26 protein-coding genes and 1 tRNA gene are annotated in these 23,450 nt (G+C 55.9%); 16 read left to right on the top strand and 11 right to left on the bottom strand.

All coding sequences use genetic code 11. The features are described from left to right. Nucleotides 1-21: 21 nt before the first annotated feature. Nucleotides 22-357 carry a DMT family transporter gene (locus ACR0MJ_RS04860; RefSeq protein ID WP_480453698.1) on the bottom strand — a complete coding sequence of 112 codons (336 nt, stop codon included), beginning with the start codon at nucleotides 355-357 and terminating at the stop codon, nucleotides 22-24. Between the two features lie 186 nt (nucleotides 358-543). Between ACR0MJ_RS04860 and ACR0MJ_RS04865 the strand changes: the two genes are divergently transcribed. Further along, complete coding sequence (locus tag ACR0MJ_RS04865; RefSeq protein WP_480759554.1) at nucleotides 544-675, top strand: hypothetical protein; 132 nt, start codon at nucleotides 544-546, stop codon at nucleotides 673-675. Nucleotides 676-747: 72 nt separating this feature from the next. Here the strand turns inward: ACR0MJ_RS04865 and ACR0MJ_RS04870 are convergent, their stop codons facing one another. Together ACR0MJ_RS04870 and ACR0MJ_RS04875 are read right to left on the bottom strand one after the other, a co-directional pair. Next, nucleotides 748-993, bottom strand: coding sequence for a hypothetical protein (locus ACR0MJ_RS04870; RefSeq protein WP_170393030.1), 246 nt, complete (start codon nucleotides 991-993; stop codon nucleotides 748-750). Further along, nucleotides 993-1,646: an alpha/beta hydrolase gene (locus ACR0MJ_RS04875; RefSeq protein WP_008758207.1), complete on the bottom strand. Its 654-nt coding sequence runs from the start codon at nucleotides 1,644-1,646 to the stop codon at nucleotides 993-995. Before ACR0MJ_RS04875 ends, ACR0MJ_RS04870 begins: the two co-directional genes overlap by 1 nt. A 178-nt stretch (nucleotides 1,647-1,824) precedes the next feature. Between ACR0MJ_RS04875 and iscR the strand changes: the two genes are divergently transcribed. The 10 genes from iscR to ACR0MJ_RS04925 all read left to right on the top strand — a co-directional run bounded on the left by iscR (nucleotide 1,825) and on the right by ACR0MJ_RS04925 (nucleotide 9,626). Further along, a complete protein-coding gene (iscR, locus tag ACR0MJ_RS04880; protein WP_170393031.1) occupies nucleotides 1,825-2,283 on the top strand; it encodes a Fe-S cluster assembly transcriptional regulator IscR in 459 nt (152 codons plus the stop codon). A 54-nt stretch (nucleotides 2,284-2,337) separates the two neighbouring features. Further along, complete coding sequence (locus ACR0MJ_RS04885) at nucleotides 2,338-3,381, top strand: cysteine desulfurase family protein (RefSeq protein ID WP_480759557.1); 1,044 nt, start codon at nucleotides 2,338-2,340, stop codon at nucleotides 3,379-3,381. Nucleotides 3,382-3,399: 18 nt separating this feature from the next. After that, nucleotides 3,400-4,920: a Fe-S cluster assembly protein SufB gene (gene sufB, locus ACR0MJ_RS04890; RefSeq protein ID WP_170393033.1), complete on the top strand. Its 1,521-nt coding sequence runs from the start codon at nucleotides 3,400-3,402 to the stop codon at nucleotides 4,918-4,920. Beyond that, a complete protein-coding gene (locus ACR0MJ_RS04895; RefSeq protein ID WP_170405842.1) occupies nucleotides 4,920-5,123 on the top strand; it encodes a hypothetical protein in 204 nt (67 codons plus the stop codon). Before sufB ends, ACR0MJ_RS04895 begins: the two co-directional genes overlap by 1 nt. Before the next feature lie 51 nt (nucleotides 5,124-5,174). Further along, nucleotides 5,175-5,930 (top strand): Fe-S cluster assembly ATPase SufC, encoded by a 756-nt coding sequence (sufC, locus tag ACR0MJ_RS04900; RefSeq protein ID WP_480759560.1) that lies wholly within the window; start codon nucleotides 5,175-5,177, stop codon nucleotides 5,928-5,930. Continuing rightward, nucleotides 5,930-7,210 (top strand): Fe-S cluster assembly protein SufD, encoded by a 1,281-nt coding sequence (gene sufD / locus ACR0MJ_RS04905; protein ID WP_480759563.1) that lies wholly within the window; start codon nucleotides 5,930-5,932, stop codon nucleotides 7,208-7,210. The genes sufC and sufD overlap by 1 nt, the downstream gene beginning before the upstream one ends. Next, nucleotides 7,210-7,695 (top strand): YIP1 family protein, encoded by a 486-nt coding sequence (locus ACR0MJ_RS04910; protein WP_170393037.1) that lies wholly within the window; start codon nucleotides 7,210-7,212, stop codon nucleotides 7,693-7,695. The genes sufD and ACR0MJ_RS04910 overlap by 1 nt, the downstream gene beginning before the upstream one ends. Beyond that, complete coding sequence (locus ACR0MJ_RS04915; RefSeq protein WP_170421699.1) at nucleotides 7,692-8,258, top strand: Yip1 family protein; 567 nt, start codon at nucleotides 7,692-7,694, stop codon at nucleotides 8,256-8,258. Before ACR0MJ_RS04910 ends, ACR0MJ_RS04915 begins: the two co-directional genes overlap by 4 nt. Nucleotides 8,259-8,271: 13 nt before the next feature. Then, a complete protein-coding gene (locus tag ACR0MJ_RS04920) occupies nucleotides 8,272-9,492 on the top strand; it encodes a cysteine desulfurase (RefSeq protein WP_480759566.1) in 1,221 nt (406 codons plus the stop codon). Between the two features lie 57 nt (nucleotides 9,493-9,549). Then, nucleotides 9,550-9,626, top strand: a tRNA-Arg gene (locus ACR0MJ_RS04925). Nucleotides 9,627-9,754: 128 nt separating this feature from the next. Here ACR0MJ_RS04925 and mepK read toward each other — a convergent pair. Beyond that, entirely contained in the window at nucleotides 9,755-10,324 is a 570-nt protein-coding gene (gene mepK, locus ACR0MJ_RS04930) for a peptidoglycan L,D-endopeptidase MepK (protein ID WP_170509840.1), read from the bottom strand. A gap of 345 nt (nucleotides 10,325-10,669) precedes the next feature. Here mepK and ACR0MJ_RS04935 point away from each other — a divergent pair, with 345 nt between their 5' ends. Genes ACR0MJ_RS04935 through ACR0MJ_RS04950 form a run of 4 tightly spaced genes read left to right on the top strand, consistent with a single transcriptional unit; the run spans nucleotide 10,670 to nucleotide 14,904 of the window. Beyond that, nucleotides 10,670-12,271 (top strand): L,D-transpeptidase family protein, encoded by a 1,602-nt coding sequence (locus ACR0MJ_RS04935; RefSeq protein WP_480759570.1) that lies wholly within the window; start codon nucleotides 10,670-10,672, stop codon nucleotides 12,269-12,271. Between the two features lie 34 nt (nucleotides 12,272-12,305). Further along, the gene (gene lpxD, locus ACR0MJ_RS04940; RefSeq protein ID WP_170510276.1) at nucleotides 12,306-13,397 is read left to right on the top strand and encodes a UDP-3-O-(3-hydroxymyristoyl)glucosamine N-acyltransferase; all 1,092 of its coding nucleotides are present in this window, start codon (nucleotides 12,306-12,308) and stop codon (nucleotides 13,395-13,397) included. A 32-nt stretch (nucleotides 13,398-13,429) separates the two neighbouring features. Then, nucleotides 13,430-13,687 carry an acyl carrier protein gene (locus ACR0MJ_RS04945; RefSeq protein WP_480759572.1) on the top strand — a complete coding sequence of 86 codons (258 nt, stop codon included), beginning with the start codon at nucleotides 13,430-13,432 and terminating at the stop codon, nucleotides 13,685-13,687. Nucleotides 13,688-13,695: 8 nt separating this feature from the next. After that, the gene (locus tag ACR0MJ_RS04950; protein ID WP_480759575.1) at nucleotides 13,696-14,904 is read left to right on the top strand and encodes a beta-ketoacyl-[acyl-carrier-protein] synthase family protein; all 1,209 of its coding nucleotides are present in this window, start codon (nucleotides 13,696-13,698) and stop codon (nucleotides 14,902-14,904) included. A 52-nt stretch (nucleotides 14,905-14,956) separates the two neighbouring features. Here the strand turns inward: ACR0MJ_RS04950 and ACR0MJ_RS04955 are convergent, their stop codons facing one another. Then, on the bottom strand, nucleotides 14,957-15,556 hold the full coding sequence (locus ACR0MJ_RS04955) for an invasion associated locus B family protein (protein ID WP_170393045.1): 600 nt from the start codon (nucleotides 15,554-15,556) through the stop codon (nucleotides 14,957-14,959). A 441-nt stretch (nucleotides 15,557-15,997) separates the two neighbouring features. Here ACR0MJ_RS04955 and ACR0MJ_RS04960 point away from each other — a divergent pair, with 441 nt between their 5' ends. Beyond that, nucleotides 15,998-17,545 carry a helicase HerA-like domain-containing protein gene (locus tag ACR0MJ_RS04960; RefSeq protein WP_480759577.1) on the top strand — a complete coding sequence of 516 codons (1,548 nt, stop codon included), beginning with the start codon at nucleotides 15,998-16,000 and terminating at the stop codon, nucleotides 17,543-17,545. A 45-nt stretch (nucleotides 17,546-17,590) separates the two neighbouring features. On the opposite strand, the gene ACR0MJ_RS04965 is transcribed toward ACR0MJ_RS04960, so the two are convergent. From ACR0MJ_RS04965 to ACR0MJ_RS04990, 6 genes are all read right to left on the bottom strand, one after another. Then, nucleotides 17,591-17,803, bottom strand: coding sequence for a hypothetical protein (locus ACR0MJ_RS04965; protein WP_480438555.1), 213 nt, complete (start codon nucleotides 17,801-17,803; stop codon nucleotides 17,591-17,593). A 227-nt stretch (nucleotides 17,804-18,030) separates the two neighbouring features. Continuing rightward, on the bottom strand, nucleotides 18,031-19,344 hold the full coding sequence (locus ACR0MJ_RS04970) for a branched-chain amino acid ABC transporter permease (protein ID WP_480759579.1): 1,314 nt from the start codon (nucleotides 19,342-19,344) through the stop codon (nucleotides 18,031-18,033). Next, a complete protein-coding gene (locus ACR0MJ_RS04975) occupies nucleotides 19,341-20,351 on the bottom strand; it encodes a branched-chain amino acid ABC transporter permease (RefSeq protein ID WP_170393049.1) in 1,011 nt (336 codons plus the stop codon). Before ACR0MJ_RS04975 ends, ACR0MJ_RS04970 begins: the two co-directional genes overlap by 4 nt. Before the next feature lie 85 nt (nucleotides 20,352-20,436). Beyond that, nucleotides 20,437-21,267 carry an ABC transporter ATP-binding protein gene (locus ACR0MJ_RS04980; protein ID WP_170393050.1) on the bottom strand — a complete coding sequence of 277 codons (831 nt, stop codon included), beginning with the start codon at nucleotides 21,265-21,267 and terminating at the stop codon, nucleotides 20,437-20,439. After that, entirely contained in the window at nucleotides 21,264-22,052 is a 789-nt protein-coding gene (locus ACR0MJ_RS04985) for an ABC transporter ATP-binding protein (RefSeq protein WP_170393051.1), read from the bottom strand. The genes ACR0MJ_RS04980 and ACR0MJ_RS04985 overlap by 4 nt, the downstream gene beginning before the upstream one ends. Before the next feature lie 125 nt (nucleotides 22,053-22,177). Next, nucleotides 22,178-23,359: an ABC transporter substrate-binding protein gene (locus tag ACR0MJ_RS04990; protein ID WP_170393052.1), complete on the bottom strand. Its 1,182-nt coding sequence runs from the start codon at nucleotides 23,357-23,359 to the stop codon at nucleotides 22,178-22,180. Nucleotides 23,360-23,450 lie beyond the last annotated feature (91 nt).

Genomic DNA, 23,450 nt, shown 5'->3' on the forward strand with positions numbered 1-23,450 from the left:
TATACCAGCCCTAACCGGCGGTCAGTGGCCCGCTGTAGCTGAAAACAGGTGGATGATCAGAATGCCGCTCAAAATCATGCCCAAACCCAAGACTGCGGGCCAATCGAGTTTTTGGCCAAAAACCAGAAATCCAATCAGTGCGATCAGGGCAATACCAAGGCCCGACCAGATTGCATAGACAATGCCCACAGGCATGACCTTTAACGTGAGGGCCATAAGATAAAAGGCCGACCCATAGCCAACCACGACAAGAGCCGACGGCCAAAATCGCGTAAACTGATGGCTAGCCTGCAACGCAGTCGTGCCGATGGTTTCCGCGATAACAGCCAACATTAGGATTAGGTAGGTCTTTGGCACGAGCGATGCCTCTCTGAATTATCGCGAAAGGTTGAGCATACTTGCGATCATTTGGGCAAGGGGATTCACATGCAGATGATCAAAACCCTAACTTTACCAAAGGTCAGGTAAACCCGACTATTCGGGCTTTTGCATTCGTGCTAAACACTCGATTGTTTTTAGTGTGTTTTTAATGAGTTTGATAAGATGACGACTTTTGCAAAATCGGTCATTATCGTTTCGGTTTTGATTGTGGCGTTGGGGTGGCTTGCAGACGGGGGGTCCGTCGACATTGATGCAGCCCAGAATGTTGAGCGGTTCACAGGTTTTCCGGTTTAGGCGCCCACCGAGCGATATCCTCGAAAAGGAGCTTTCGGGCTCCTTTTCTTTTCTTCAGACGCTGAGCAATCTTTACTGCTTTTCGATCGCTTTCAGCTTGGATCGATGTTCAGACAGTCTTTTCACCACGAATTGCCGCGCCTTGCGTTCCGCCAGCCTAACCCGGATTTCGGTCAAGAACGCTTCTTCCAGAGATTGCGAGGCTGCACCGAGAACGTCTCCAACCTCCACAAAGAATCGATCCTCGCCCGTCTCGTCCATAACCTTCATCGTGTCCTCGGCCAATCTGGCGGCCAGGGTAGTGATGGTATCGGACATCAGCGCGTATTCTCTGTCAGGCGACGTTTCACGTAATCCGTCACATCTGTCATCAGTGTGTCCATGTGGCGGTCTTGGAAGAAGTGATCGGCACCTTCCACCTCATTATGGGTGATGGTGATACCCTTTTGTTCATGCAGCTTTCCGACCAGAGACGCAGTGTCTGCAGGTGGCGCTACACGGTCCGCCAATCCGTTGATGATCAAGCCAGAAGACGGGCAGGGTGCCAGGAACGAAAAGTCGTACATGTTTGCGGGCGGCGATACACTGATGAAGCCAGTGATCTCGGGGCGGCGCATCAGAAGCTGCATTCCGATCCATGCACCGAACGAGAATCCAGCGACCCAGCAATGCTTGGAGTTGTTGTTCATCGACTGAAGGTAATCCAGCGCTGATGCTGCATCGCTCAGCTCACCTACACCCTGGTCATACTCGCCCTGGCTGCGACCAACGCCGCGAAAGTTAAAACGCAGAACCGTGAAGCCCATGTTGTAAAAGGCGTAATGCAGGTTATAGACCACCTTGTTGTTCATGGTCCCGCCAAATTGTGGATGCGGGTGAAGCACGATAGCGATCGGTGCGTCTTTTTCCTTTTGCGGGTGGTAGCGGCCTTCCAGGCGGCCTTCGGGTCCGGGAAAAATCACCTCGGGCATGTGTGCTTTGGTCCTGTTTTTTGACGCGTCGGCCCCGAGATTATCTTGACGGTAATCCTCAGGTACCTTAGAACGGTTCTAATTACATTGTGTCGCGTGAAAACGCTGTCAGTGGGAGATACGCACTGGCTCGGGCGACGTCAATGTTTTCGCGCAGTTCTTGCCTGAAGGAAACAAAATGAAGCTGTCTACCAAAGGCCGCTATGCGATGGTTGCGCTGGCGGATATCGCCCTTCAGTCCTCGGACAAACTCGTCACGTTGGGCGAGATTTCCGAACGTCAGGATATTTCACTGCCGTATTTGGAGCAGCTTTTCGTGAAACTGCGCCGAGCTGATCTGGTCAGTTCAGTACGCGGACCGGGTGGGGGCTATCGCCTGGCGCGACCAGCCTCGGAAATCCGTGTGGTCGAGATACTGGCCGCGGTTGATGAGACGGTGGATGCGATGCACAAGGGGGCAGGTGCCTCGGGCGCGTCTTCGGGCAGCCGGGCGCAGTCACTGACCAATCGGTTGTGGGAAAGCCTGAGCGCGAATGTTTACGTATTCCTGCATCAAACGCGGCTGTCGGATGTAATTCGGAATGATCTTGCACCGTGTCCCGCTGTTCCTAGCTTGTTCGCAGTCGTGGACGATTGATCTGATGACGTTTTTCTGTGCTCCGTCAAAACCCATCTTGGAAAAGATACATCTATGAAACGGGTTTATCTCGACCATAACGCAACCGCCGCTCTGAGGCCCGAGGCCCGCGATGCAATGATCGCGGCGATGGATTTGGTGGGCAATCCGTCCTCGGTCCATGCCGAAGGGCGCGCCGCAAAAGCGGTGGTCGAGAAAGCGCGGGCTCAAATCGCAACAGCGTTTGGGGCCGATGGTGCCGACATCGTGTTTACATCCGGCGCGACTGAGGCAGCGGCTTTGGCTATGGCGGGGCGCGATCTTCAAGGTGCAGCGATTGAACATGACGCGGTAAGATCGTGGATTAATGAGGTTTTGCCTGCGGCCCAGAGTGGGCACGTTGACGTGCTGGAGGCGTCCCGATCCACGCTGCAACTGGCCAATTCGGAAACCGGGATTGTTCAGTCTTTGCCTGCCGGTCTTGCGGTCACTGACGCGACTCAGGCTTTTGGTAAGTTGCCGATAGCCTTCAACTGGCTGGGGGCTGAGATGGCGCTGATTTCAGCCCACAAACTTGGCGGGCCAAAAGGGATCGGGGCGTTGGTGATGAAACGCGGCACCAATCTTGCTGCGCAAATCAAGGGCGGCGGGCAGGAGATGGGGCGTCGCTCGGGCACAGAAAATGTCACTGGAATTGCGGGGTTCGGAGCAGCAGCTGAAGCCGCGTCCCGTGATTTAGCAAATGGCGTTTGGGAAAACGTTGCAGAACTTAGAAATATTCTAGAAAACGCTCTTGAGGCTGGTACGAAAGCTACTATTTTTGTCGGGAAAGACCAAAGGCGACTCCCCAACACTCTGTGCTTCGCCACACCGGGATGGAAGGGCGAGACACAGGTCATGCAGATGGATTTGTCAGGCTTCGCGATCAGTGCGGGCTCGGCCTGTTCCAGCGGCAAGGTTCGCGCAAGCGCCGTACTGACGGCCATGGGATTTGATGAGATGACGGCATCCAGCGCAATCCGCGTATCGCTGGGGCCAGAGACGGCAGAAGAAGATGTGCTGCGTTTCGCGGAAACGTGGCTTGAAAAAGAGAAAAAGCATCGCGCGCGGGCCGCGTGATCTGACGGAGGGTGAATTATGGCCGCTTTGGACCAGACCCAGGTGAAAGAGGGTGTCGATCAGGAAACCGTAGACGCGGTTCGCGAGGTCAGCACTTATAAATACGGCTGGGAAACTGATATCGAGATGGAGTATGCGCCAAAAGGCGTGAATCCCGATATCGTTCGTCTGATTTCGGACAAAAATGATGAACCTGAGTGGATGACCGAATGGCGTCTGGCCGCGTTCGAGCGCTGGACCCAGATGGAAGAGCCTAAATGGGCGATGGTGCACTACCCGCCGATCGACTTTCAGGACCAGTATTATTATGCCCGTCCGAAATCGATGGAAGATAAACCCAAATCTCTGGATGAGGTCGATCCCAAGCTTCTGGCGACTTACGAAAAGCTAGGTATCCCTCTGAAAGAACAGATGATCCTGGCAGGTGTCGAGGGCGCTGAGAATGCACCGGCAGAAGGCCGTAAGGTTGCTGTTGATGCAGTATTTGACTCGGTGTCGGTCGGGACGACTTTTCAGGAAGAGTTGAAGAAAGCCGGCGTTATCTTCTGCTCGATTTCCGAGGCGATCAAAGAGCATCCGGAACTGGTCAAAAAATACTTAGGGACGGTCGTACCGGTCTCGGACAATTTCTATGCCACGCTGAACTCAGCTGTATTCTCGGACGGCTCGTTTGTTTATGTCCCTCCGGGCGTGCGCTGCCCGATGGAACTGAGCACATATTTCCGCATTAATGCAGAAAATACTGGCCAGTTTGAGCGCACGCTGATCATCGCCGACAAGGGCTCTTACGTCTCGTATTTGGAAGGCTGCACAGCGCCTCAGCGCGACACTGCACAGCTTCACGCGGCGGTTGTCGAGATTATCGTCGAAGAAGATGCCGAGGTGAAATACTCGACCGTTCAGAACTGGTTCCCCGGGGATGAGAATGGCAAAGGCGGTATCTACAACTTTGTGACCAAGCGCGCCGATTGTCGGGGTGATCGGTCCAAGGTGATGTGGACGCAGGTCGAAACCGGCTCGGCTGTGACCTGGAAATACCCGTCCTGCATCCTGCGTGGCGACGATAGCCAGGGTGAGTTTTACTCGATCGCAATCACGAACAACATGCAGCAAGCCGACACCGGCACCAAGATGGTGCATCTGGGCAAGAACACCAAGTCGCGGATCGTATCGAAAGGGATCAGCGCCGGTAAGGCGCAGAATACCTATCGTGGTCTGGTGTCGATGCATCCAAAGGCCAAGGACAGCCGCAACTATACGCAGTGCGACAGCTTGCTGATTGGCGACAAATGCGGGGCGCATACGGTTCCGTATATCGAGGTGAAGAACAACTCATCTCGGGTCGAGCACGAGGCGACGACATCAAAAGTGGATGACGATCAGCTGTTCTATTGCCGTCAGCGTGGCATGGACGAGGAAGAAGCCGTGGCCTTGGTCGTCAACGGGTTCTGCAAGGACGTTCTGCAGGCGCTGCCGATGGAATTTGCGATGGAAGCGCAACAGCTTGTGGCAATCAGCCTTGAGGGATCAGTCGGCTGATGACACCAAAACCCCAACAGCGAATCCGAAAGGACGATGTCCTGACCGTGCTTGGCTATGCGTTGCCGGTGCTCGGCGGCCTGTTGGGGGTTGCTTACGTCAATACCAAGTACATGGACTTCATAAACCCGGTTTGGGCAGTGGGCGCAGGCGCGTTGCTTGGATGGATCATCGCCCGCGTGATCCGCAAGGTGCTGGGATAAGAACTTATCGGGGTCGCAATGCGCCCCTTGCGAGATGCTAAAGGACAGAAAATGCTGGAAATCAATAACCTGCACGTCAAACTTGAGGAAGAAGACAAGCAAATTCTGAAAGGGGTCGACCTGACGGTCGAGCCTGGCAAGGTGCATGCGATCATGGGGCCCAATGGCTCGGGCAAATCAACGCTCAGCTACGTGTTGTCTGGTCGTGATGGCTATGAGGTGACCGAGGGCGGCGCGACGCTTGATGGCGAGGATCTGCTTGAGATGGAACCGGAAGAACGTGCAGCCGCAGGTGTGTTTCTGGCGTTCCAGTACCCGGTCGAGATTCCCGGTGTGGGCAACATGACCTTCCTGCGCACCGCCGTGAATGCGCAGCGCAAAGCACGTGGCGAGGAAGAGCTGTCGGCGACGGATTTTTTGAAAGAGGTTCGTGCCAAGGCCAAGGCGCTGAAAATCGACGCTGAAATGTTGAAACGTTCGGTCAATGTTGGCTTTTCGGGTGGTGAGAAAAAGCGCAACGAAATCCTGCAAATGGCGATGCTTGAGCCGAAGATGTGCATCCTGGATGAGACAGACTCGGGCCTTGACGTGGACGCGATGAAACTGGTGGCCGAGGGCGTAAACGCCCTGCGCGATGAAGGGCGGGGTTTCCTTGTTATCACGCACTATCAGCGGCTTCTCGATCACATCAAACCTGACGTGGTTCACATCATGGCGGATGGTCGTATCGTGAAATCCGGTGGTCCCGAACTGGCGCTGGAAGTTGAAAACAACGGCTATGCCGACATACTGGCCGAGGTGAACTGATGGCTTTGCCCCAAGCAAAACAAACGGTGACCGAGGAACGGCTGGCAGCGCTGACCATGCCGGATGCGGGATGCACACGCAAAGCGCGCGAAGCCGCAATTGCACGTGTACGCGCGATGGGTTTGCCCAGTCGTCGAGATGAATACTGGAAATATACCCGTCCAGACACTCTGGTCTCTGCGGAAGCTCCCAGTGCTGCTTTGTTCAAAACGGATGAACCGGCTCTGTTCCACGCGCTCGACCGACTGAAGATCGTTTTCATTGATGGCGTATTCAGCCCGGAAGAGTCTGATGATCTGTCTCTGGAGGGTGTAACGATCGATCGGCTGGAAGATATCTGTTGCAAAGATATCCATTGGGCCAAAGAGTTATACGGCGTTCTTGAAGCAAAAGGCCAAGATCCAGTGGCGCGTCCCTTGGCGGCGCTGAACACGGCCTATGCGTCAGATGGAGTTGCCATTCATGTATCCGGCAAGCCGAGCAAACCGATTAACCTGATTTATCGCCATGAATCTGAAACGTCGGATGCGATCCTGCATCACGTCGTTCGGGTTGAAAGCGGTGCCGAAGTCACGATCCTTGAAAACGGACCCGCAGCGTCGCGCTTCAACAAATGCATGGAGATCGATATCGCCGACAATGGCACGCTGCATCATATCCGTGCGCAGGGCAGGGATCATCAACGCCGTGCGGCGACTCATATGTTCTCGCGGCTTGGTAAGGAATCCGTCTATAAATCCTTCACGCTGACCGTGAACGGAGTTTTAACGCGTAACGAGCAAGTCGTCGAACTGACGGGTGACGATGCGGTCGCGCACGTGGCGGGTGCGTGTGTTGGAGACGGTGATTTTCTCCATGATGACACGGTCTTTGTCACCCATGATGCGGTGAATTGCGAGAGCCGCCAAGTGTTCAAGAAGGTGCTTCGCAACGGTGCGACGGGTGTTTTTCAGGGCAAGATCTTGGTGAAGGAAGGTGCCCAGAAAACCGATGGTTACCAGATCAGCCAGTCGTTGCTTCTGGACGATGACAGTCAGTTCCTCGCCAAACCCGAGCTTGAGATTTACGCCGATGACGTGGCGTGTTCGCACGGTTCGACCTCGGGCGCCATCGATGAAACGGCTTTGTTCTACCTGCGCTCCCGTGGCGTCCCAACGGCAGAAGCAACCGACATGTTGACACTGGCCTTCCTAGCTGAAGCCGTTGATGAAATCGAGGACGAGGATCTGGCAGCTGATATCGTGTCCCGATTGCAAGATTGGCTGGCACGCCGCCGCTGATGCCTGTCACAACTGATATCGTGGCCACGTATCGCGGACCGGGGCGTGTGGTGCGTCGACTGCTTGATATGGGGCCGCGCGAGGATCGCGCATTGGCGTTTGTGATGGCGTTCTGTGTAATAGGCTTTATCGCACAGTTGCCCGGCCTTGCACGGAGGGCTCATCTGGAAGGGATAGAGCTGAACATGCTGATGGGCGGGGCCCTGTTGGGCTCGGTCTTTATTCTGCCATTGTGCTTTTATCTTCTTGCTTGGCTCACCCATTTCATCGCGCGGATGATGGGGGGCGTTGGCACCAGCTATGGCGCGCGGCTAGCCTTGTTCTGGGCGCTTCTCGCGTCAGCGCCTTTGGTGTTGCTGAATGGGCTGGTGTCCGGTTTCATCGGCCCCGGGTCAGCGCAAACACTTGTGGGGCTGTTATGGGTTGCGGTTTTTCTCTGGTTCTGGTTGTCGGGCCTCAAGCAATCGCAAAAGGCTGCTAAATGAATTCCACCGCACTGCTCAACCTGGTCGTTCTGACCCTGTCCAATCCAGCCGAAGCCGCAAGACGATTGCTCGCGTTGCGGCTGGGTACGGATGTACTGTGGCTCGCCTTCTCTCTCGCGGTGATCCTGAACGCTCTGGTCCAGTCTGCGTCCAGCTTCGTCCTGCCGCTTATCAGTCCGGATGTTCAGCAACTGGCTGAGCCACTATCGAGGACGCTTTTTGTTTCCGTTGCGGCAATCATGATCAGCGTCGTGACGTTCCTGTTAGTGGGCCGCGTCCTGGGTGGAACGGGAACGTTCAATGACTTCATGACGCTGATTGTCTGGTTGCAAATCCTGCAAATTGCGGGGCAAGCAATCATTCTAGCGCTGGTTGCAGCGCTGCCGTTTCTATTCTTACCGGCCAGTCTGGCGATGCTGGGTCTTAGCCTTTACATCACCCTGCATTTTCTCAACGAGGCGCATCGATTTAATTCGTTGGGAAAGTCGTTTGTTGTGATCCTGATCTCTGGTCTTGTGGCCGTCCCGTTTGTTCTTTGGCTGATCCCCGCCGGGTCTGTATAGGGAAGTCCTGTCTATGTATGACGTACAAAAAATCCGCGCAGATTTTCCGATCCTGTCACGTCAGGTCAACGGAAAGCCGCTGACTTATCTAGACAATGGGGCCTCCGCGCAGAAACCCCAGGTAGTGATCGACGCGATCACGCAGGCCTATGCGCACGAATATTCGAACGTGCATCGAGGGCTTCACTATCTGTCAAATCTCGCAACCGAGAAATATGAGGCCGTCCGTGGCACGGTTGCGCGGTTTCTGGGCGTATCAAACGAGAATGAGATTGTCCTGAATTCGGGTACGACCGAGGGGATCAATTTAGTCGCCTACGGTTGGGCAATGCCACGCCTGCAGGCGGGGGACGAGATTGTCCTCAGCGTGATGGAACATCACGCCAACATCGTACCGTGGCACTTCCTGCGCGAACGGCAGGGCGTGGTGCTGAAATGGGTCGATGTCGATGCGACCGGCCATCTTGACCCTCAGGCGGTAATCGACGCCATTGGCCCCAAGACAAAGCTGGTTGCGGTGACCCAGTGCTCGAACGTGCTGGGCACTGTGGTTAATGTCAAAGCAATCACGCAAGGCGCCCACGCCAAAGGCGTTCCGGTTCTGGTGGATGGCAGCCAGGGCGCGGTTCATATGCCCGTCAATGTCGATGACATCGGATGTGACTTCTATGCCATCACGGGTCATAAACTGTACGGCCCGTCCGGTTCTGGCGCAATTTTTATCAAATCGGACCGCATGGCTGAAATGCGCCCCTTTATTGGTGGCGGTGACATGATCAAAGAGGTTTCAAAAGATCAGGTGATCTACAACGATCCGCCAATGAAGTTCGAGGCCGGAACCCCCGGCATCGTGCAGACCATCGGGTTGGGGGTGGCGCTTGACTATATGATGGACCTTGGCATGGAGAGCATCGCATCGCATGAGGCCGGCTTGCGCGACTATGCAATGCAACGGTTGAATGGATTGAACTGGCTGCAGGTTCAAGGCACCACAGCGAACAAAGCCGCGATATTCAGCTTTACTTTGGATGGGGCAGGGCATGCCCATGATGTTTCAACCATTCTGGACAAAAAGGGTGTCGCCGTGCGCGCAGGCCACCACTGCGCCGGGCCGCTGATGGATCATTTAGGGGTCACTGCTACCTGTCGTGCCAGCTTTGGGCTTTATAACACGACGGATGAGGTCGACACTCTGATCGATGCGTTGGAGCTTGCCCACGATCTGTTTGCCTGATCGTACTGCGGATTTGCAGTTGCACCCGGATTGGAACGAGGGTAGCTAACGGCCAAGGCACCTGTAGCTCAGCTGGATAGAGCGCTGCCCTCCGAAGGCAGAGGCCAGAGGTTCGAATCCTCTCAGGTGCGCCATTTCACCCTTGCTAGTCGTCATATTACGCAGAACTGACGGTGCACGAACCTGTTTTTCCAGGCAAAACAAAACCCCCGCCAGAACTATCTGATGGGGGTTGTGCAACAGCGAAAGATGAAATGCTCGATTAGCCGCGCCACGAGCGGATGACACCGCAATCCATGTGAACGAAATTCGAACGATAGTACTGTCCAACGCCACCGGCACGGCAGGCCATCGCTGCTTTGCCCATTTGCGAGACCGAGCGTGATGACAGTCGCAGATCAGCAGCCTGACCCTTCATATGAAGCGAATTCTTGGCAACACCCCGCGAGCGGCGGCGCAGCATTGCGTTGGTTTGCGGCGAGCGGTAACCCGACAGCAGCATGTATGGCTCGCTGACATCCAGAAGGTTATGAGTGGCCGCCATGATGTCGACGGTCCTCAGGTCCACGGACTTGACTTGATCGCTGCGCCAGTCGCGCATGAAGTGGTTGACCTCTTTCACCGCGTCTTTGATGTATTTGCCATCAACCCAATAGACCATATCGATACGTTCACCGGTACGGCCGGAATACATGCGGATACGGCGAATATCACCTCCGCCGCGAAGGAAGCCTGCTGCGTTGGAATATGTGGGGGCCGCAACAACTGCGGTTGCGGCGAATGCGCCCAATAGGGCACGCCGGGTCAGGCCCGAGGTACTGCTCTTGGTCATTTTTTGTTTCGTCCCGTACTGTTCCTGCCTGCACACGATGTTACGCGCGCCGTATTAATTTTTTCCCATCCCAGATGCGGGATTTATGGCACAGTAGGATTCAACAGCCAAGAAATCTTTGGTCGCAGCCAAATCAAGGGGGAAATTTCGGCAGTTTTTTGCGCAACTGATGCAAGTATGCTTGCTTTTGGCGCAGTTCGCGCGTCGGCGATGCAAACGCGCACCAGGGGTCAAAGAAGCGGTCTGGTGATGAATTTGTGAATAGACATCAGGCGCTCAGCAAAACATTATTTTCAGACGCCGCTTATAGGGCGTGACAAGTCATTGAAGAAACAGGGCCATCCTATGTCATTTGTTACCCGTGCTCGTTCAAGTGTTTTTATCGCCGCTTTCCTTGTGGCTTCGGCCTCAGTCGCGCAGGCGGGGACGGATGGCACAGCGTTTCAAATGGCCGTTGCGGAAAGTGTGTCCAACAGCCCAGCAATTGCTGAGTTTTATCGCTCAAACGGGTTTGATCCGGTTTGGGTTGGCGATACGCCCGAACATGCTGCACGACGCAAAGCCCTGATCGAAGCGCTTTCGACGACCGATCTGCATGGATTGCCTGGGGCACGTTACGACGTCCAGACTTTGAAGACAAAGATGCAGGACGCGCGCAACACCCGTGATCTGGGCATGCTCGAGGCCGAGCTGACTCGGGTTTTTGTCAAATATGCCAGAGACTTGCATTCCGGTTCTGTAACGCCTTCGCAGATTGATCCCGGCCTAGTGCGGGCGGTGGAACGACGCAGCGCCGCAGAGCATCTTGAACTGCTCGTTTCCAGCCAGGGTGATACCTATTTCAGGGATATGATGCCTCAATCGCGCCAGTATCTTGCGCTGTTGAAACAGAAGAAGGCGCTGGAAGCGCTGATGACACAAGGTGGCTGGGGCGAGACCGTTCCTGTCTCCAAGCTTGAGCTTGGGGACACAGGGAACAGTGTCATCAGGCTGCGCAATCGACTTGTCGCGATGGGTTATCTGAAGCCTACTGCCAGCCCAAACTATGATGATGCGCTGTTTGCGGCGGTGCAATCCTTTCAGGCTGCTCATGGTCTTGAGGCGGATGGCGTAGCTGGCAAAGGCACTATTTCCGAGATCAATCGCCCAGTTTCAGACCGCTTGAAAGCTGTTTACGTTGCGCTTGAACGGGAGCGCTGGTTACCCAAAGACCGTGGTGAGCGGCATATTCTGGTGAATCTGGCCGATTTTTCTGCCAAGATCGTCGATGACGGGCAGGTCACGTTTGAGACTCGTGCCGTGATCGGCAAAAACACACATGATCGCCGTAGCCCAGAGTTCTCGGATGAGATGGAGCATATGGTGATCAACCCAAGTTGGTATGTGCCACGCTCGATCATCACGAAGGAATATCTGCCGCAATTGCGGGCCAATCCAAATGCTGTCGGCCATATCCAGATCACCGATCGCCGTGGCCGTCAGGTGAATCGTGGATCGGTTGACTTTACCCAATTCACTGCGCGTAATTTCCCGTTTTCCATGCGTCAGCCCCCCAGCAAAAGCAACGCACTGGGGCTGGTGAAGTTCATGTTCCCTAATAAGTACAACATCTATCTGCATGATACGCCTCAGAAATCTCTGTTCGCACGCGAGGTTCGGGCATTCTCGCATGGATGCATCCGTTTGGCGCAACCGTTCGAGTTTGCCTATAAGCTGCTGGCCAAGCAGGAAGAGGATCCAAAGGCGTTTTTCCACCGCGTGCTGAACACGGGCAAAGAAACGAAGGTTGAACTGGATAAAAAAATTCCGGTGCATCTGATTTATCGCACGGCCTATATTGGCCCCAAAGGCGAGGTGCAGTATCGCCGCGACGTGTATGACCGGGATCGCAAAATCTGGGAAGCGCTGCAAAAGGCAGGGGTGGTCCTGCCGGACGTTCAAGGGTAATCACGAGGCAAATCCCGCCACGAGGACGCCCGACATGCAGTTTACCGTTCAACAAATCGCCGATTCCCTGGGGGTCGCCGCAGAAGGCCAGACTGGCCTGACCATCTTGCGGGCAGCCGAGCCGGGAGATGCCGGGCCAACCGATCTGGCCATGGCGATGTCGCCAAAATATGCTGAAGCTTTGGAGACCGGTACAGCACGGGCCGCGGTTTTGTGGGATGGCGCGGACTGGAAAGCACTGGGGCTTGAGGCCGCCATTTTTGTGCAACGCCCCCGCATGGCGATGGCAGGGATCACCGCGATGCTGGATCGCGGGCAGGGGATTGCGCCGGGAATTCATCCGTCGGCTGTCATTGATGAAACCGCCGAGATCGGGGTTGACGTATCGGTCGGCCCGCTTGCTGTTATCGGCGCGCGCGCGCGCGTCGGCGCGGGTTCGGTTATCGGCCCGCATTGCGTGATCGGGATGGATGCGTCGCTTGGTGAAAACGCGCTGCTGCGCGAAATGGTCAGCATCGGTGCGCGGGCTCAAATCGGTGATCGATTTATCGCGCAGCCGGGTGCCCGTATCGGCGGGGACGGTTTCAGCTATGTCACGCCAGAAGTCTCGGGTGCCGAAAATGCGCGGAAAACTCTGGGTGATCAGGGGGATGCAAAGGCGCAAAGCTGGTTGCGCATCCATTCGCTGGGTGCGGTCGAGATTGGCGATGACGTCGAGGTCGGCTCGAACTGCACTGTCGACAACGGGACCATACGCAATACTGTAATCGGAAGTGGATCGAAACTGGATAATCTTGTCCACGTGGGACACAACACCCGAGTCGGGCAGGATTGTTTGTTATGTGGGCAAACCGGCGTTTCTGGTTCGGTCGAGATTGGTAATAACGTAGTACTGGGTGGTCAGACTGGTGTTGTCGATAATATTTTCATAGGTGATGGCGTGATTGCCGGTGGCGGCACCAAGATTCTGTCAAATGTTCCTGCTGGTCGCGTGATCATGGGCTACCCGGGCATTAAAATGGAAAGCCATACCGAGATATATAAAGCCCAACGTCGTCTGCCCCGATTGTCGCGCGACGTCGAGGCGTTGAAAAAGGCTGTTTTCAAACAGCCTTCAAGTGATTAAATCATCCCCAAGGCGAAAATCAGGGGATCGAGATGAGCATCAGCGACCGCGTCATAGCAATCATTGCCGAACAGGCCGTGCTTGAGCCTTCGGATGTGACGCCTGACAGTACGCTCGAAGAATTGGGCATCGATAGCCTGGGTCTTGTCGAGAGTATCTTTGCCATTGAGGAAGAGTTCGATATCACCGTGCCCTTCAACGCAAACGAGCCCACATCCGGCGATTTCGACATTTCGAATGTGACAACGATCATTGCGGGTATCGAAAAACTCGTATCGGAAAAGGTCTGACCGCCGGTATGAAACGCGTCGTCATTACGGGTGCTGGCACCATTAATGCGTTGGGCCATTCCGTCCCCGACACTCTGGAAGCCATGCGCGAGGGTCGTTGTGGTATCTCCGAGCTTGAGTTTCGTGATGTGGATCGCCTGTCGATCAAGATCGGCGGTCAAGTCCGGGGTTTTGAGGCCGAGGGCCGTTTCAACCGCCAACAGATGACGCTGTATGATCGGTTCACGCAGTTCACGTTAACCGCCGCCAAAGAAGCGATCGATCAATCCGGCATTGTATTCTCGGGTGACACAGCCGCGCGGTCGGGGGTGGTTCTGGGAACGGCCGGCGGAGGTGTCTCGACCTGGGATGACAACTACCGCTCGGTTTACGAGGATGGCAAAAATCGCGTGCATCCTTTTGTCGTGCCCAAGCTGATGAACAACGCGGCGGCCAGCCACGTTTCGATGGAGCACAACCTCAAAGGCCCTAGCTTTACAGTATCAACAGCGTGTGCGTCTTCGAACCATGCGATGGCGCAGGCATTTCAGATGGTGCGCAGCGGGGCAGCGCCTGCAATGGTGACCGGTGGGTCCGAGTCGATGCTGTGCTTTGGGGGCGTCAAGGCATGGGAAGGGCTTCGCGTCATGTCAAAAGATGCCTGTCGGCCCTTTAGCGCAAACCGAAACGGGATGGTGCAAGGCGAAGGTGCGGGTGTTTTTGTGTTCGAAGAATACGAACACGCGTGCGCGCGCGGAGCAGATATCCTGTGCGAGGTCGTGGGCTTCGCCATGTCCTCGGACGCGGCCGACATAGTTATGCCGAGCAAACAGGGTGCAGCACGGGCCATGGCCGGGGCGCTATCGGATGCACGGCTGAATGCAAGCGATGTGGGTTACATAAATGCCCATGGGACCGGCACGGCTGCAAATGACAAAACCGAATGTGCAGCCGTTGCTGGTGTGTTTGGTCCGCACGCCGACGATCTGATGATTTCGTCAACAAAGTCCATGCACGGACACCTGATCGGCGGTACCGGCGCAGTTGAGCTTTTGGCCTGTATCATGGCCCTGCGCGACGGGGTGATCGCCCCGACCATTGGCTATGAAGAGCCCGACCCCGAATGCGCGCTGGATGTGGTGCCAAACGAGGCGCGTGAGGCGAAAGTTAATGTCGCCCTTAGCAATGCTTTCGCCTTTGGTGGGCTGAACGCCGTTCTTGCGTTGAAGCGTATATGAAGAAGCCGCCGTGTTATCATGGCGGCTTTCTTATTCGATGCTTTTGCGGGGCTTAGTTTATGGAAACGTTCAGTCCGTCAAAGCCTGCTGTGAAGCCAGACAAAGACATGTCCATATTCAGAACCTGATCTGGCAGGCGCGCAGGAACCAGCGACAGCACTGCCTTTTGGCCTGATTTCATCGCGTCGATATCACCCTGTGTCAAACCCAGTTGCGCCACGCAGCCAACTGGAATGCAGTGGTGATAATTGTAAAGCTTGCGCGGTGCCCCATCGATCGACATAGCCAATTGCGCCTGCAGCAGGGTTTCGAGCGGTACAACAACATTCGCCCAAGCAACAGCGGCACCGCCTTCGGGCAGTTTTCCGATCGAAACTTCGGCAATCGGATCACCCTGTTGGTTATTGAGGATCTGAACCATCGCGCAGGGATCGTCTTCGCCTTCGGTTTTGATGCAGGAAATATTCCATTCACCCGTTTGTTCTTTGACGTATTGCTCGCCAACACGGGGACCGGATTCACCCAGATCCAGATCGCTGCCAACTTCGGCTTCAGCACCGGCTTCAGGTTGCTGTGTGGTTTCCTGCGCAAATGCTGTTCCGCATAACAGTGCTGCGGCCGCCACATTAAAAGGGACAAGTTTCCTGATCATGAATGCCTCATCTAACTGATCCAGTTTTTTGTTTCCTCTATCACCGCAATTCAGTGGTGTCAGGGTAAATCCGAATTCCAGACCGTGAATTGATCGTTTTTTGCCGAAATGCGTGGGAAACACCGCGATCTGCAACGAAAAAGGGAGCCGGTGGAGCGGCTCCCTTCCTGAATATTTTCTCCCCGTCGGACTGGCCGACTTAGTTATGCGCAGACGTTACGAAAGGGGAACCCGTTGGTCAACTCCTAACCCTAAAAAACTATTCTTGCGTCTTTCGGTTTTCGTAGAACTTTAAAAAAAGCCGTGCCCAAAGGCACGGCCAGTCGACAGGGAGGAAGTTTGCCCCCGCAGCCAGGCCACGAGAAGCAACATTTACTCTCGCAGCGAAAGGTTAACTTTGTATGCTTGCAGCAGATCGGTAGAATTCGGGACAGATTTTCAATGGACAACAAGATCTTCGTAGGCGGTGGTGGCGACAGCTATTCAGTGGCACAGGGGCTGTCGCTGAAATATGCGAACCGCCATGGCCTGATTGCTGGTGCGACCGGTACGGGCAAAACGGTTACGCTGCAAATTCTGGCTGAAGGCTTCTCACAGGCAGGGGTTCCAGTGTTTCTGGCCGATGTGAAAGGTGACTTGTCGGGGCTGGCGCTGCCTGGAAGCGAAACCCACAAATTACACCAGGCTTTTTTGGATCGGGCCGCGAAGATCGGGTTCGGCACATTCTCTTACGCCGCGTGTCCAGTCACGTTCTGGGATCTGTTTGGCGAGCAGGGGCATCCGGTCCGGACCACAGTGACCGAGATGGGCCCACTGCTGCTATCGCGATTGATGGAACTGAGCGAGGCGCAGGAAGGCATTCTGAACATCGCCTTTCGGGTCGCAGACGAAGAAGGCATGCCGCTGCTCGACCTGAAAGACCTGCAGGCATTGCTGGTCTGGATAGGCGAGAATCGCGCCCAACTATCGCTGCGCTATGGCAATGTCTCGACATCTTCGATCGGTGCTATTCAACGCCGCTTGCTGGTTCTGGAAAATCAGGGCGGTACCAATCTGTTTGGCGAGCCTGCGCTGGACTTGGCCGACCTGATGCGGACAGATGCGAACGGGCAGGGGATGGTGAACATTCTGGCCTCTGACAAGCTGATGGGCTCTCCGCGCCTATACGCGACTTTCCTGTTGTGGCTGCTTAGCGAATTGTTTGAAGAACTGCCCGAAGAGGGGGACCCTGAAAAACCGAAGCTGGTGTTCTTCTTTGACGAAGCGCACTTGCTGTTCGAGGACGCCCCCAAGGTGCTGGTGGACAAGGTCGAGCAGGTGGCGCGCCTGATCCGATCAAAGGGCGTTGGCGTTTATTTCATCTCGCAGAATCCGGCAGACATCCCGGAAGATATTTTGGGTCAGCTGGGCAACCGGGTCCAACATGCGCTGCGGGCCTTCACAGCGCGCGACCGCAAGAATCTGCGACTTGCTGCTGAGACCTATCGTGAAAACCCAGCTTTCGATACTGAGACCGCAATCCGAGAGGTGGGCGTGGGCGAGGCCGTGACGTCGATGCTGCAAAAGAAGGGTGTACCGGGCGTGGTCGAGCGCACTTTGATCCGGCCACCGGGCTCACAACTTGGTCCGATTACCAAAGCTGAGCGTCAGTCGGTGATCAAAGCTTCGCCGATGGATGCAAAATACGGCAAGCGTATCGACCGCAAATCGGCGTTTGAGATTCTGCAGGCGCGCGCGGATGCCGCTGCGAATGCGGCGGAACAGGCGGAATCCGACGAAGTTCTGGAACAGCAGACCCCGGCAGAACGCGAATACGCCTCGGCCCGAAGGTATTCGGGCAACCGCGTTGGGCGATCTTCATCTCGTCTTTCGCGCAAAAAGGATACCTTCGCCACGGTCATGAGCGAGGCCGTGATCAAAGAGCTGAAAGGAACAACTGGCCGCCGCATCGTCAGGGGCATACTGGGCGGCTTGTTCCGCAATCGCTAGAATCCGGAGTGCGGCGCGCGCCGAACCAGTCGCGCGCCCATATTGTTATCGATTAAGCCGGCGCAGGCCTTCCTGTCTGCAATAATTATCCGCCTCGGGCACCGACATTTTGGTGGCCGGAAAATCGATTGCGCGGTCCCAGGTGACGCGGTCCTGGCGGTAAAGCTGACAGGTCACAACACCTTTGGGCGTCTGGACCTTGACCGGGGTGGTCTCCAATTGTTCAGGTGAGGGAATACACGCTGATAGCGTTGCCATCAGCGGGATCCCGATTGCGAAAACTCTGAGTGGTTTAATCATTGCGACTACGGTGCTCTCATCTTGGTTAACTGTCAGATCGTTACAACTCCGCACCAAACAAACATGGTATGGGGCACAGCGCGATGTGGTGGATCACGATACACCGATTTAGAGCGTTCTGACTCGCCGCACAATAAAACGCACCGATTAACGGTGCGTTAGGGGAATTTCGCAAGAAATTTTGCTTATTTCTCGGGGATCAGCCCTCTTGGACTGAATCTGAGAACAATCAAAAGAATCAGCCCCATGGTGAACAGGCGCATATGTGCGGCGCTATCTATCAGATGCGTCTTAAGTGCGCTGCCGTCAGGCATGCCTGAGGTTATCAGGGTCATCAGCCACAGGCCCATGGGTTCAACCTGAACCCACAGGAACCAGATCAGGAACGCTCCCAGTACGGCTCCGAAATTGTTGCCCGACCCGCCGACGATCACCATGACCCAGACAAGGAAGGTAAAGCGAAGCGGGTTGTAAGTGCCCGGCGTCAGCTGCCCGTCCAAAGTGGTCATCATCGCACCGGCGATGCCGCAGATGGCCGAGCCCAGCACGAAGATCTGCAGATGACGGCGGGTGACATCCTTGCCCATCGCCTCGGCGGCGACCTCGTTGTCGCGGATGGCGCGCATCATGCGGCCCCAAGGGCTTTTCAACGCCATCTGAGCCATCCACAGCAGCACCAGGAGCACGATCAGGAACAGAAAAGAGTAGCCCAGCTTGACGGAAAGCGTCGAGGCAGTAACCGGATCCAGCCCGAACCACTCGGCCCTTGCAAGGAAAGTTGGGTCTTGCTGCAATTCAACTTCGTAGCCAACCACCGGTGAGGGACGTGGAATGCCGTAGACGTTCTTGACACCACGTGCCAGCCAGTCCTCGTTTTTCATGACGGCGATGATGATCTCGGCGATACCAAGTGTGGCAATTGCCAAATAGTCCGAGCGCAGGCCCAGCGCCGTTTTTCCGATCAGCCATGCTGCGCCCGCCGCCAAAAGTCCCCCGGCAGGCCAAGCGAATAGGACAGGAAGGTTCAAACCGCCGATATTACCTGCGACAGCAGGATCAATCGCTTCGATCGCAGCTACGTTGGGATCAAAAATTGCGCGGTAAACAAAAAAACCTACGACCAGAATACCGATGATCGCAAAGGTTTGTGTGCGTCCCTTGGGCATTTTTTGGGCCACCATCACAGCTGCAACCACGGTTGCCGCGCCCATCAAAAGCGACAGGATGACGCCATACCCGCCACCAGACCAGGCGCCGGGGGTTGGGGGTGTCGAAACCAGCACAACCGCTAGCCCGCCCAGCGCGACAAAGCCCATGACACCAACGTTGAAGAGGCCAGCAAAGCCCCATTGCAGGTTGACGCCAATCGACATGATGGCCGAGATCAAGCCCATGTTCAGGATCAGGATTGCGGCGTTCCAGCTTTGGGTGAATCCGGTCAACACGATGAGTGCGCCGACGACCACGAAAAGCAGCGTGTTTTTGACGGGCTCGCTCATATCACTTTTCCTTTGAACAAGCCGGTTGGCTTAAACAGAAGTACGATCAGCAAAATGGCAAAGCTGACAGCGAATTTGTAATCGGTGGACAGGAACTGCACCAAACCTGACGGCTCCAGATTTTCAGGTGCCAGATAAGTCAGCACTTTCTTCCACGCGTAGGTGATCGTCACCTCAGAAAACGCGATGATGAAACCGCCTGCGATGGCTCCCAGAGGGTTTCCGAGGCCACCCACGATAGCCGAGGCAAAGATCGGCAGCAAAAGCTGGAAATAGACAAATGGCTTGAAGCTTTTGTCGAGGCCGTAAAGCACGCCCGCAGTGGTCGCCAGCGCGGCAACGATGATCCATGTGATCATCACCACGCGCTCGGGGTTGATACCGGACAGCAACGCAAGATCCTCATTGTCGGAATAGGCCCGCATCGATTTGCCAGTGCGCGTTTTGTTCAGGAACCAGAACAACAGCGCCACGGCGACAACCGCCACGATCACCGTGATGCCCTGGGAGGTCTTGATAGCCAGCCCCTCACGCAGCCCAGTCATCGCCTTGAAATCTCGCGCCGAGACGATGAAACGCGCTCCGTCCGAGAACCTTTGGTCATCCGGACCGATGATGAAACGAACCAGCCCGTTCATGATGAACATCACACCCATCGAGACGATCACCAGAATGACCGGTTTGGCCTTCTGTTCCCGATAGAAGCGATAGACCAACCGGTCGGTGATCAGCACCAGAACGATACAGCCCAGAATGGCAAAGGGCAGGGCGAGCAGAGCCGTTGGCAACGGCCCGAAACTGACGCCAGCGGCTTGCAGGCCCCAAGTGACCAGCACCGCGATCATCGCGCCAAAGGCCATTGTATCGCCATGGGCAAAGTTAGAAAACCGCAGGATGCCGTAGATCAGCGTCACCCCCAAAGCGCCAAGCGCCAACTGGCTGCCATAGGCGATTGCGGGAACAAGAACGAAGTTGGAGAGCGCCACAAGGGCGTTGAGGAAGTCCATTAGTTCGTTACCTCATTTTCCAAGTTCGTACGTCTTTTCGACCTGATTTCAGAGTGATCAAACACGAGAGTAGCTATCACTGGCGTCATCCCCCCAAGAAACTCTTGCGAACTTCTGGATCGGCCAACAGCTCCTTGCCTGTCCCGGTATAGGCATTGCGACCCTGGACCAGTACATATCCCTTGTCCGCAATCTCCAGCGCCTGACGGGCATTCTGTTCGACCATCAGGATCGGTAACCCGGTGCGCGAGACCTCGATGATCCGGTCGAACAGCTCATCCATCACGATTGGTGAGACACCGGCGGTGGGTTCGTCCAGCATCAACACTTTGGGCTGGGTCATTAGCGCACGGCCCACGGCGACCTGTTGACGTTGACCACCTGACAGCTCTCCGGCGGCCTGGTTGCGCTTGTCGCGCAGGATGGGGAAGAGGTCATAGACCTGTTCCATCGTCTGGCTGATGTCGTCGCGCCGGATGAAGGCACCCATCTCAAGGTTCTCTTCCACTGTCATCGACGTAAAAATGTTCGAGGTCTGCGGGACAAAGCCCATGCCGCGTACCACGCGGTCTTGCGGGCTGAGATTGGTGATATCTTCGCCATCCAGCCGCACAGACCCTTGGCGTACGTCCAGCATGCCAAACACAGCCTTCATTGCGGTGGATTTGCCCGCGCCGTTGGGGCCGACGATCACCGCGATCTCGCCCTTATCAACGGCGATGGTGCAGTCATGCAGGATGTCTGGCCCTTTGCCATAGCCACCAGTCATAGTGTCGCCAATCAGGAAAGGACCGCCCTCGACCCGATGCGTTTCACCGCTTTTGCGATGCGCTGGAGTCATGGTGCCGACACCATGCGTATTGGTGATCGAGGCGTCCTTGTTGCCCTTATCGTCCTGGTAGGGGTTGTCGCTCATGCGCCCGCCTCCAGCTTGTCTTTGTTCTTAAGGCCGGTGCCTAGGTAAGCTTCGATCACGTGCTCATTGGCCTTGATCTCGTCCAGAGTGCCTTCGGCAAGCACCTTGCCCTCGGCCATGCATATGACTGGGTCGCAAATCTTGCCGATGAAATCCATGTCGTGCTCGATAACGACGAAGGTATAGCCGCGCTCCTTGTTCAGGCGCAGGATCGTGTCGGCGATGGTCATCAGGAGCGTGCGGTTCACACCAGCGCCGACCTCGTCCAAAAACACGATCTTGGCGTCGACCATCATGGTACGGCCAAGCTCCAGAAGTTTCTTCTGACCGCCCGAGACCTGACCGGCCTTGTGATCGGCCAGATGTTCGATTGTCAGGAACTCCAGCACCTCATCGGCTTTCGCCCTAAGTGCGCGTTCCTCATCCGCGATACGCTTACGCCCGAACCATGTGTTCCACAGCGATTCCCCGGATTGTGCGCCGGGCACCATCATCAGGTTTTCACGGCAGCTCATCGACGAAAACTCATGCGCGATCTGGAAGGTGCGCAGCAGACCTTTATGAAACAGCTCATGCGGGGGCAGGCCAGTGATATCCTCACCGTCCATATGTACCTTACCGCTAGTCGGTGGAAGTACGCCCGCGATCACGTTGAATAGCGTGGTTTTTCCGGCCCCGTTCGGTCCGATCAGACCGGTGATCGAGCCCTTTTGGATTTCCAGCGATGCCCCGTCCACCGCATGAAACCCGCCGAAATGCTTGTGCACGTCATCGACGACGATCATCTTTTCCCCTAGCCGCCGTTTTCGGCGTTTTTACCATCCCCGTTAACCGGAGTGCGGCCTTTTTTCATTGAAACAGCCCGGACACAAGGGCCGGGCTGCTTGTTTTTATGACTTTTAACCTTGGATCAACGGAAGTTGACGGTCTTGTTTTCGCCGTCGGTCACCTCGATCTCGCGATACGAACCTGCGCTTTCACCTGGGCCGATCAGTTCAACGCCCGATGCGCCGACATAATCGATGTCCTGACCGGCAGCCAACAGCTCCAGACCTTTAGCCAGTTCTCCGGGGAAGATTTGCTCACCCGGAGCATTGGCGACATCCATGATTTTCGCGCCGTATTCAGCGGGGTTGGTCGAACCTGCGGCCTGCATCGCCAGCATGAACAGCGCGGCGGCGTCATAGCTTTCCGGCGAGTAGGGCGACGAACCGTCAAAGCCCGCAGCTTCAGCCATGGCAAAGTACTTCTCGGCACCTTCACCGCCCGAGCCAGCGATCTGACCGAACGAGCCGTTCAGGTCGGGACCAACGTTTGCCGGCAGCGAGTCACCGATCATGCCGCCCGGCAGACCGAACGTGTCAAACGCTCCGCTGTCCAGAGCCGACTGGATGATGCCCAAACCACCTTGGTCCAGATATCCTGCGACCACGAGAATATCGCCACCGGCCGAGGCCAGCGCGCCAACTTCGGCCGAATAGTCGGCCTTGCCGTCTTCGTGCGCGGCAACGATGGTGACTTCGCCGCCCGAAGCCTCGAACGAGGACTGGATCGCGTCCGCCAGTCCCTTGCCATAGTCGTTGTTGGTGTACGTCAGAGCAATCGAGCTGATGCCACGGTCATTCAGGATGTCTGCCATTACCTGACCTTCACGCGCATCCGACGGCGCGGTGCGGAAGAACAGGCCGTTGTCTTCCATGGTCGACAGACCCGGAGATGTGGCCGACGGCGAGATCATGACCATGCCGTTCGGGATCGCGACGTTCTGCAGGATTGCGCCAGTGACGCCCGAGCAGTCGCCGCCGATGATACCGGCAACGCCGTCGGCAATCATACGTTCGCCGTTCGAGGTGGCCAGACCATTGTCGATACAGCCGGTATCGGCGCGGGTTCCGGTCACGCTTGCGCCGTCCAGCAGTTTGCCGGATTCGGTGACCTCGGCCATCGCCATTTCTGCGCCCGAACCCATGGCCGGGGCCAGCGATTCAATCGGGCCTGTAAAGCCGAACAGCACGCCCAGCTTCACGTCCTCGGCCATAGCGGTACCCGCCAGCAGAGCGGTTGCTGCAGTAGCGGTAAGCAGCTTTTTCATTAGGTTACTCCCTATTTATCGTTTGAACGTCGTCGTTCTGGGCATGACCCTAGGCAAGCTGTCCGAAAAAGAAAAGTCCTAACAAAAAAGT

The sequence above is a fragment of the Ruegeria sp. C6 genome, assembly GCF_056537625.1.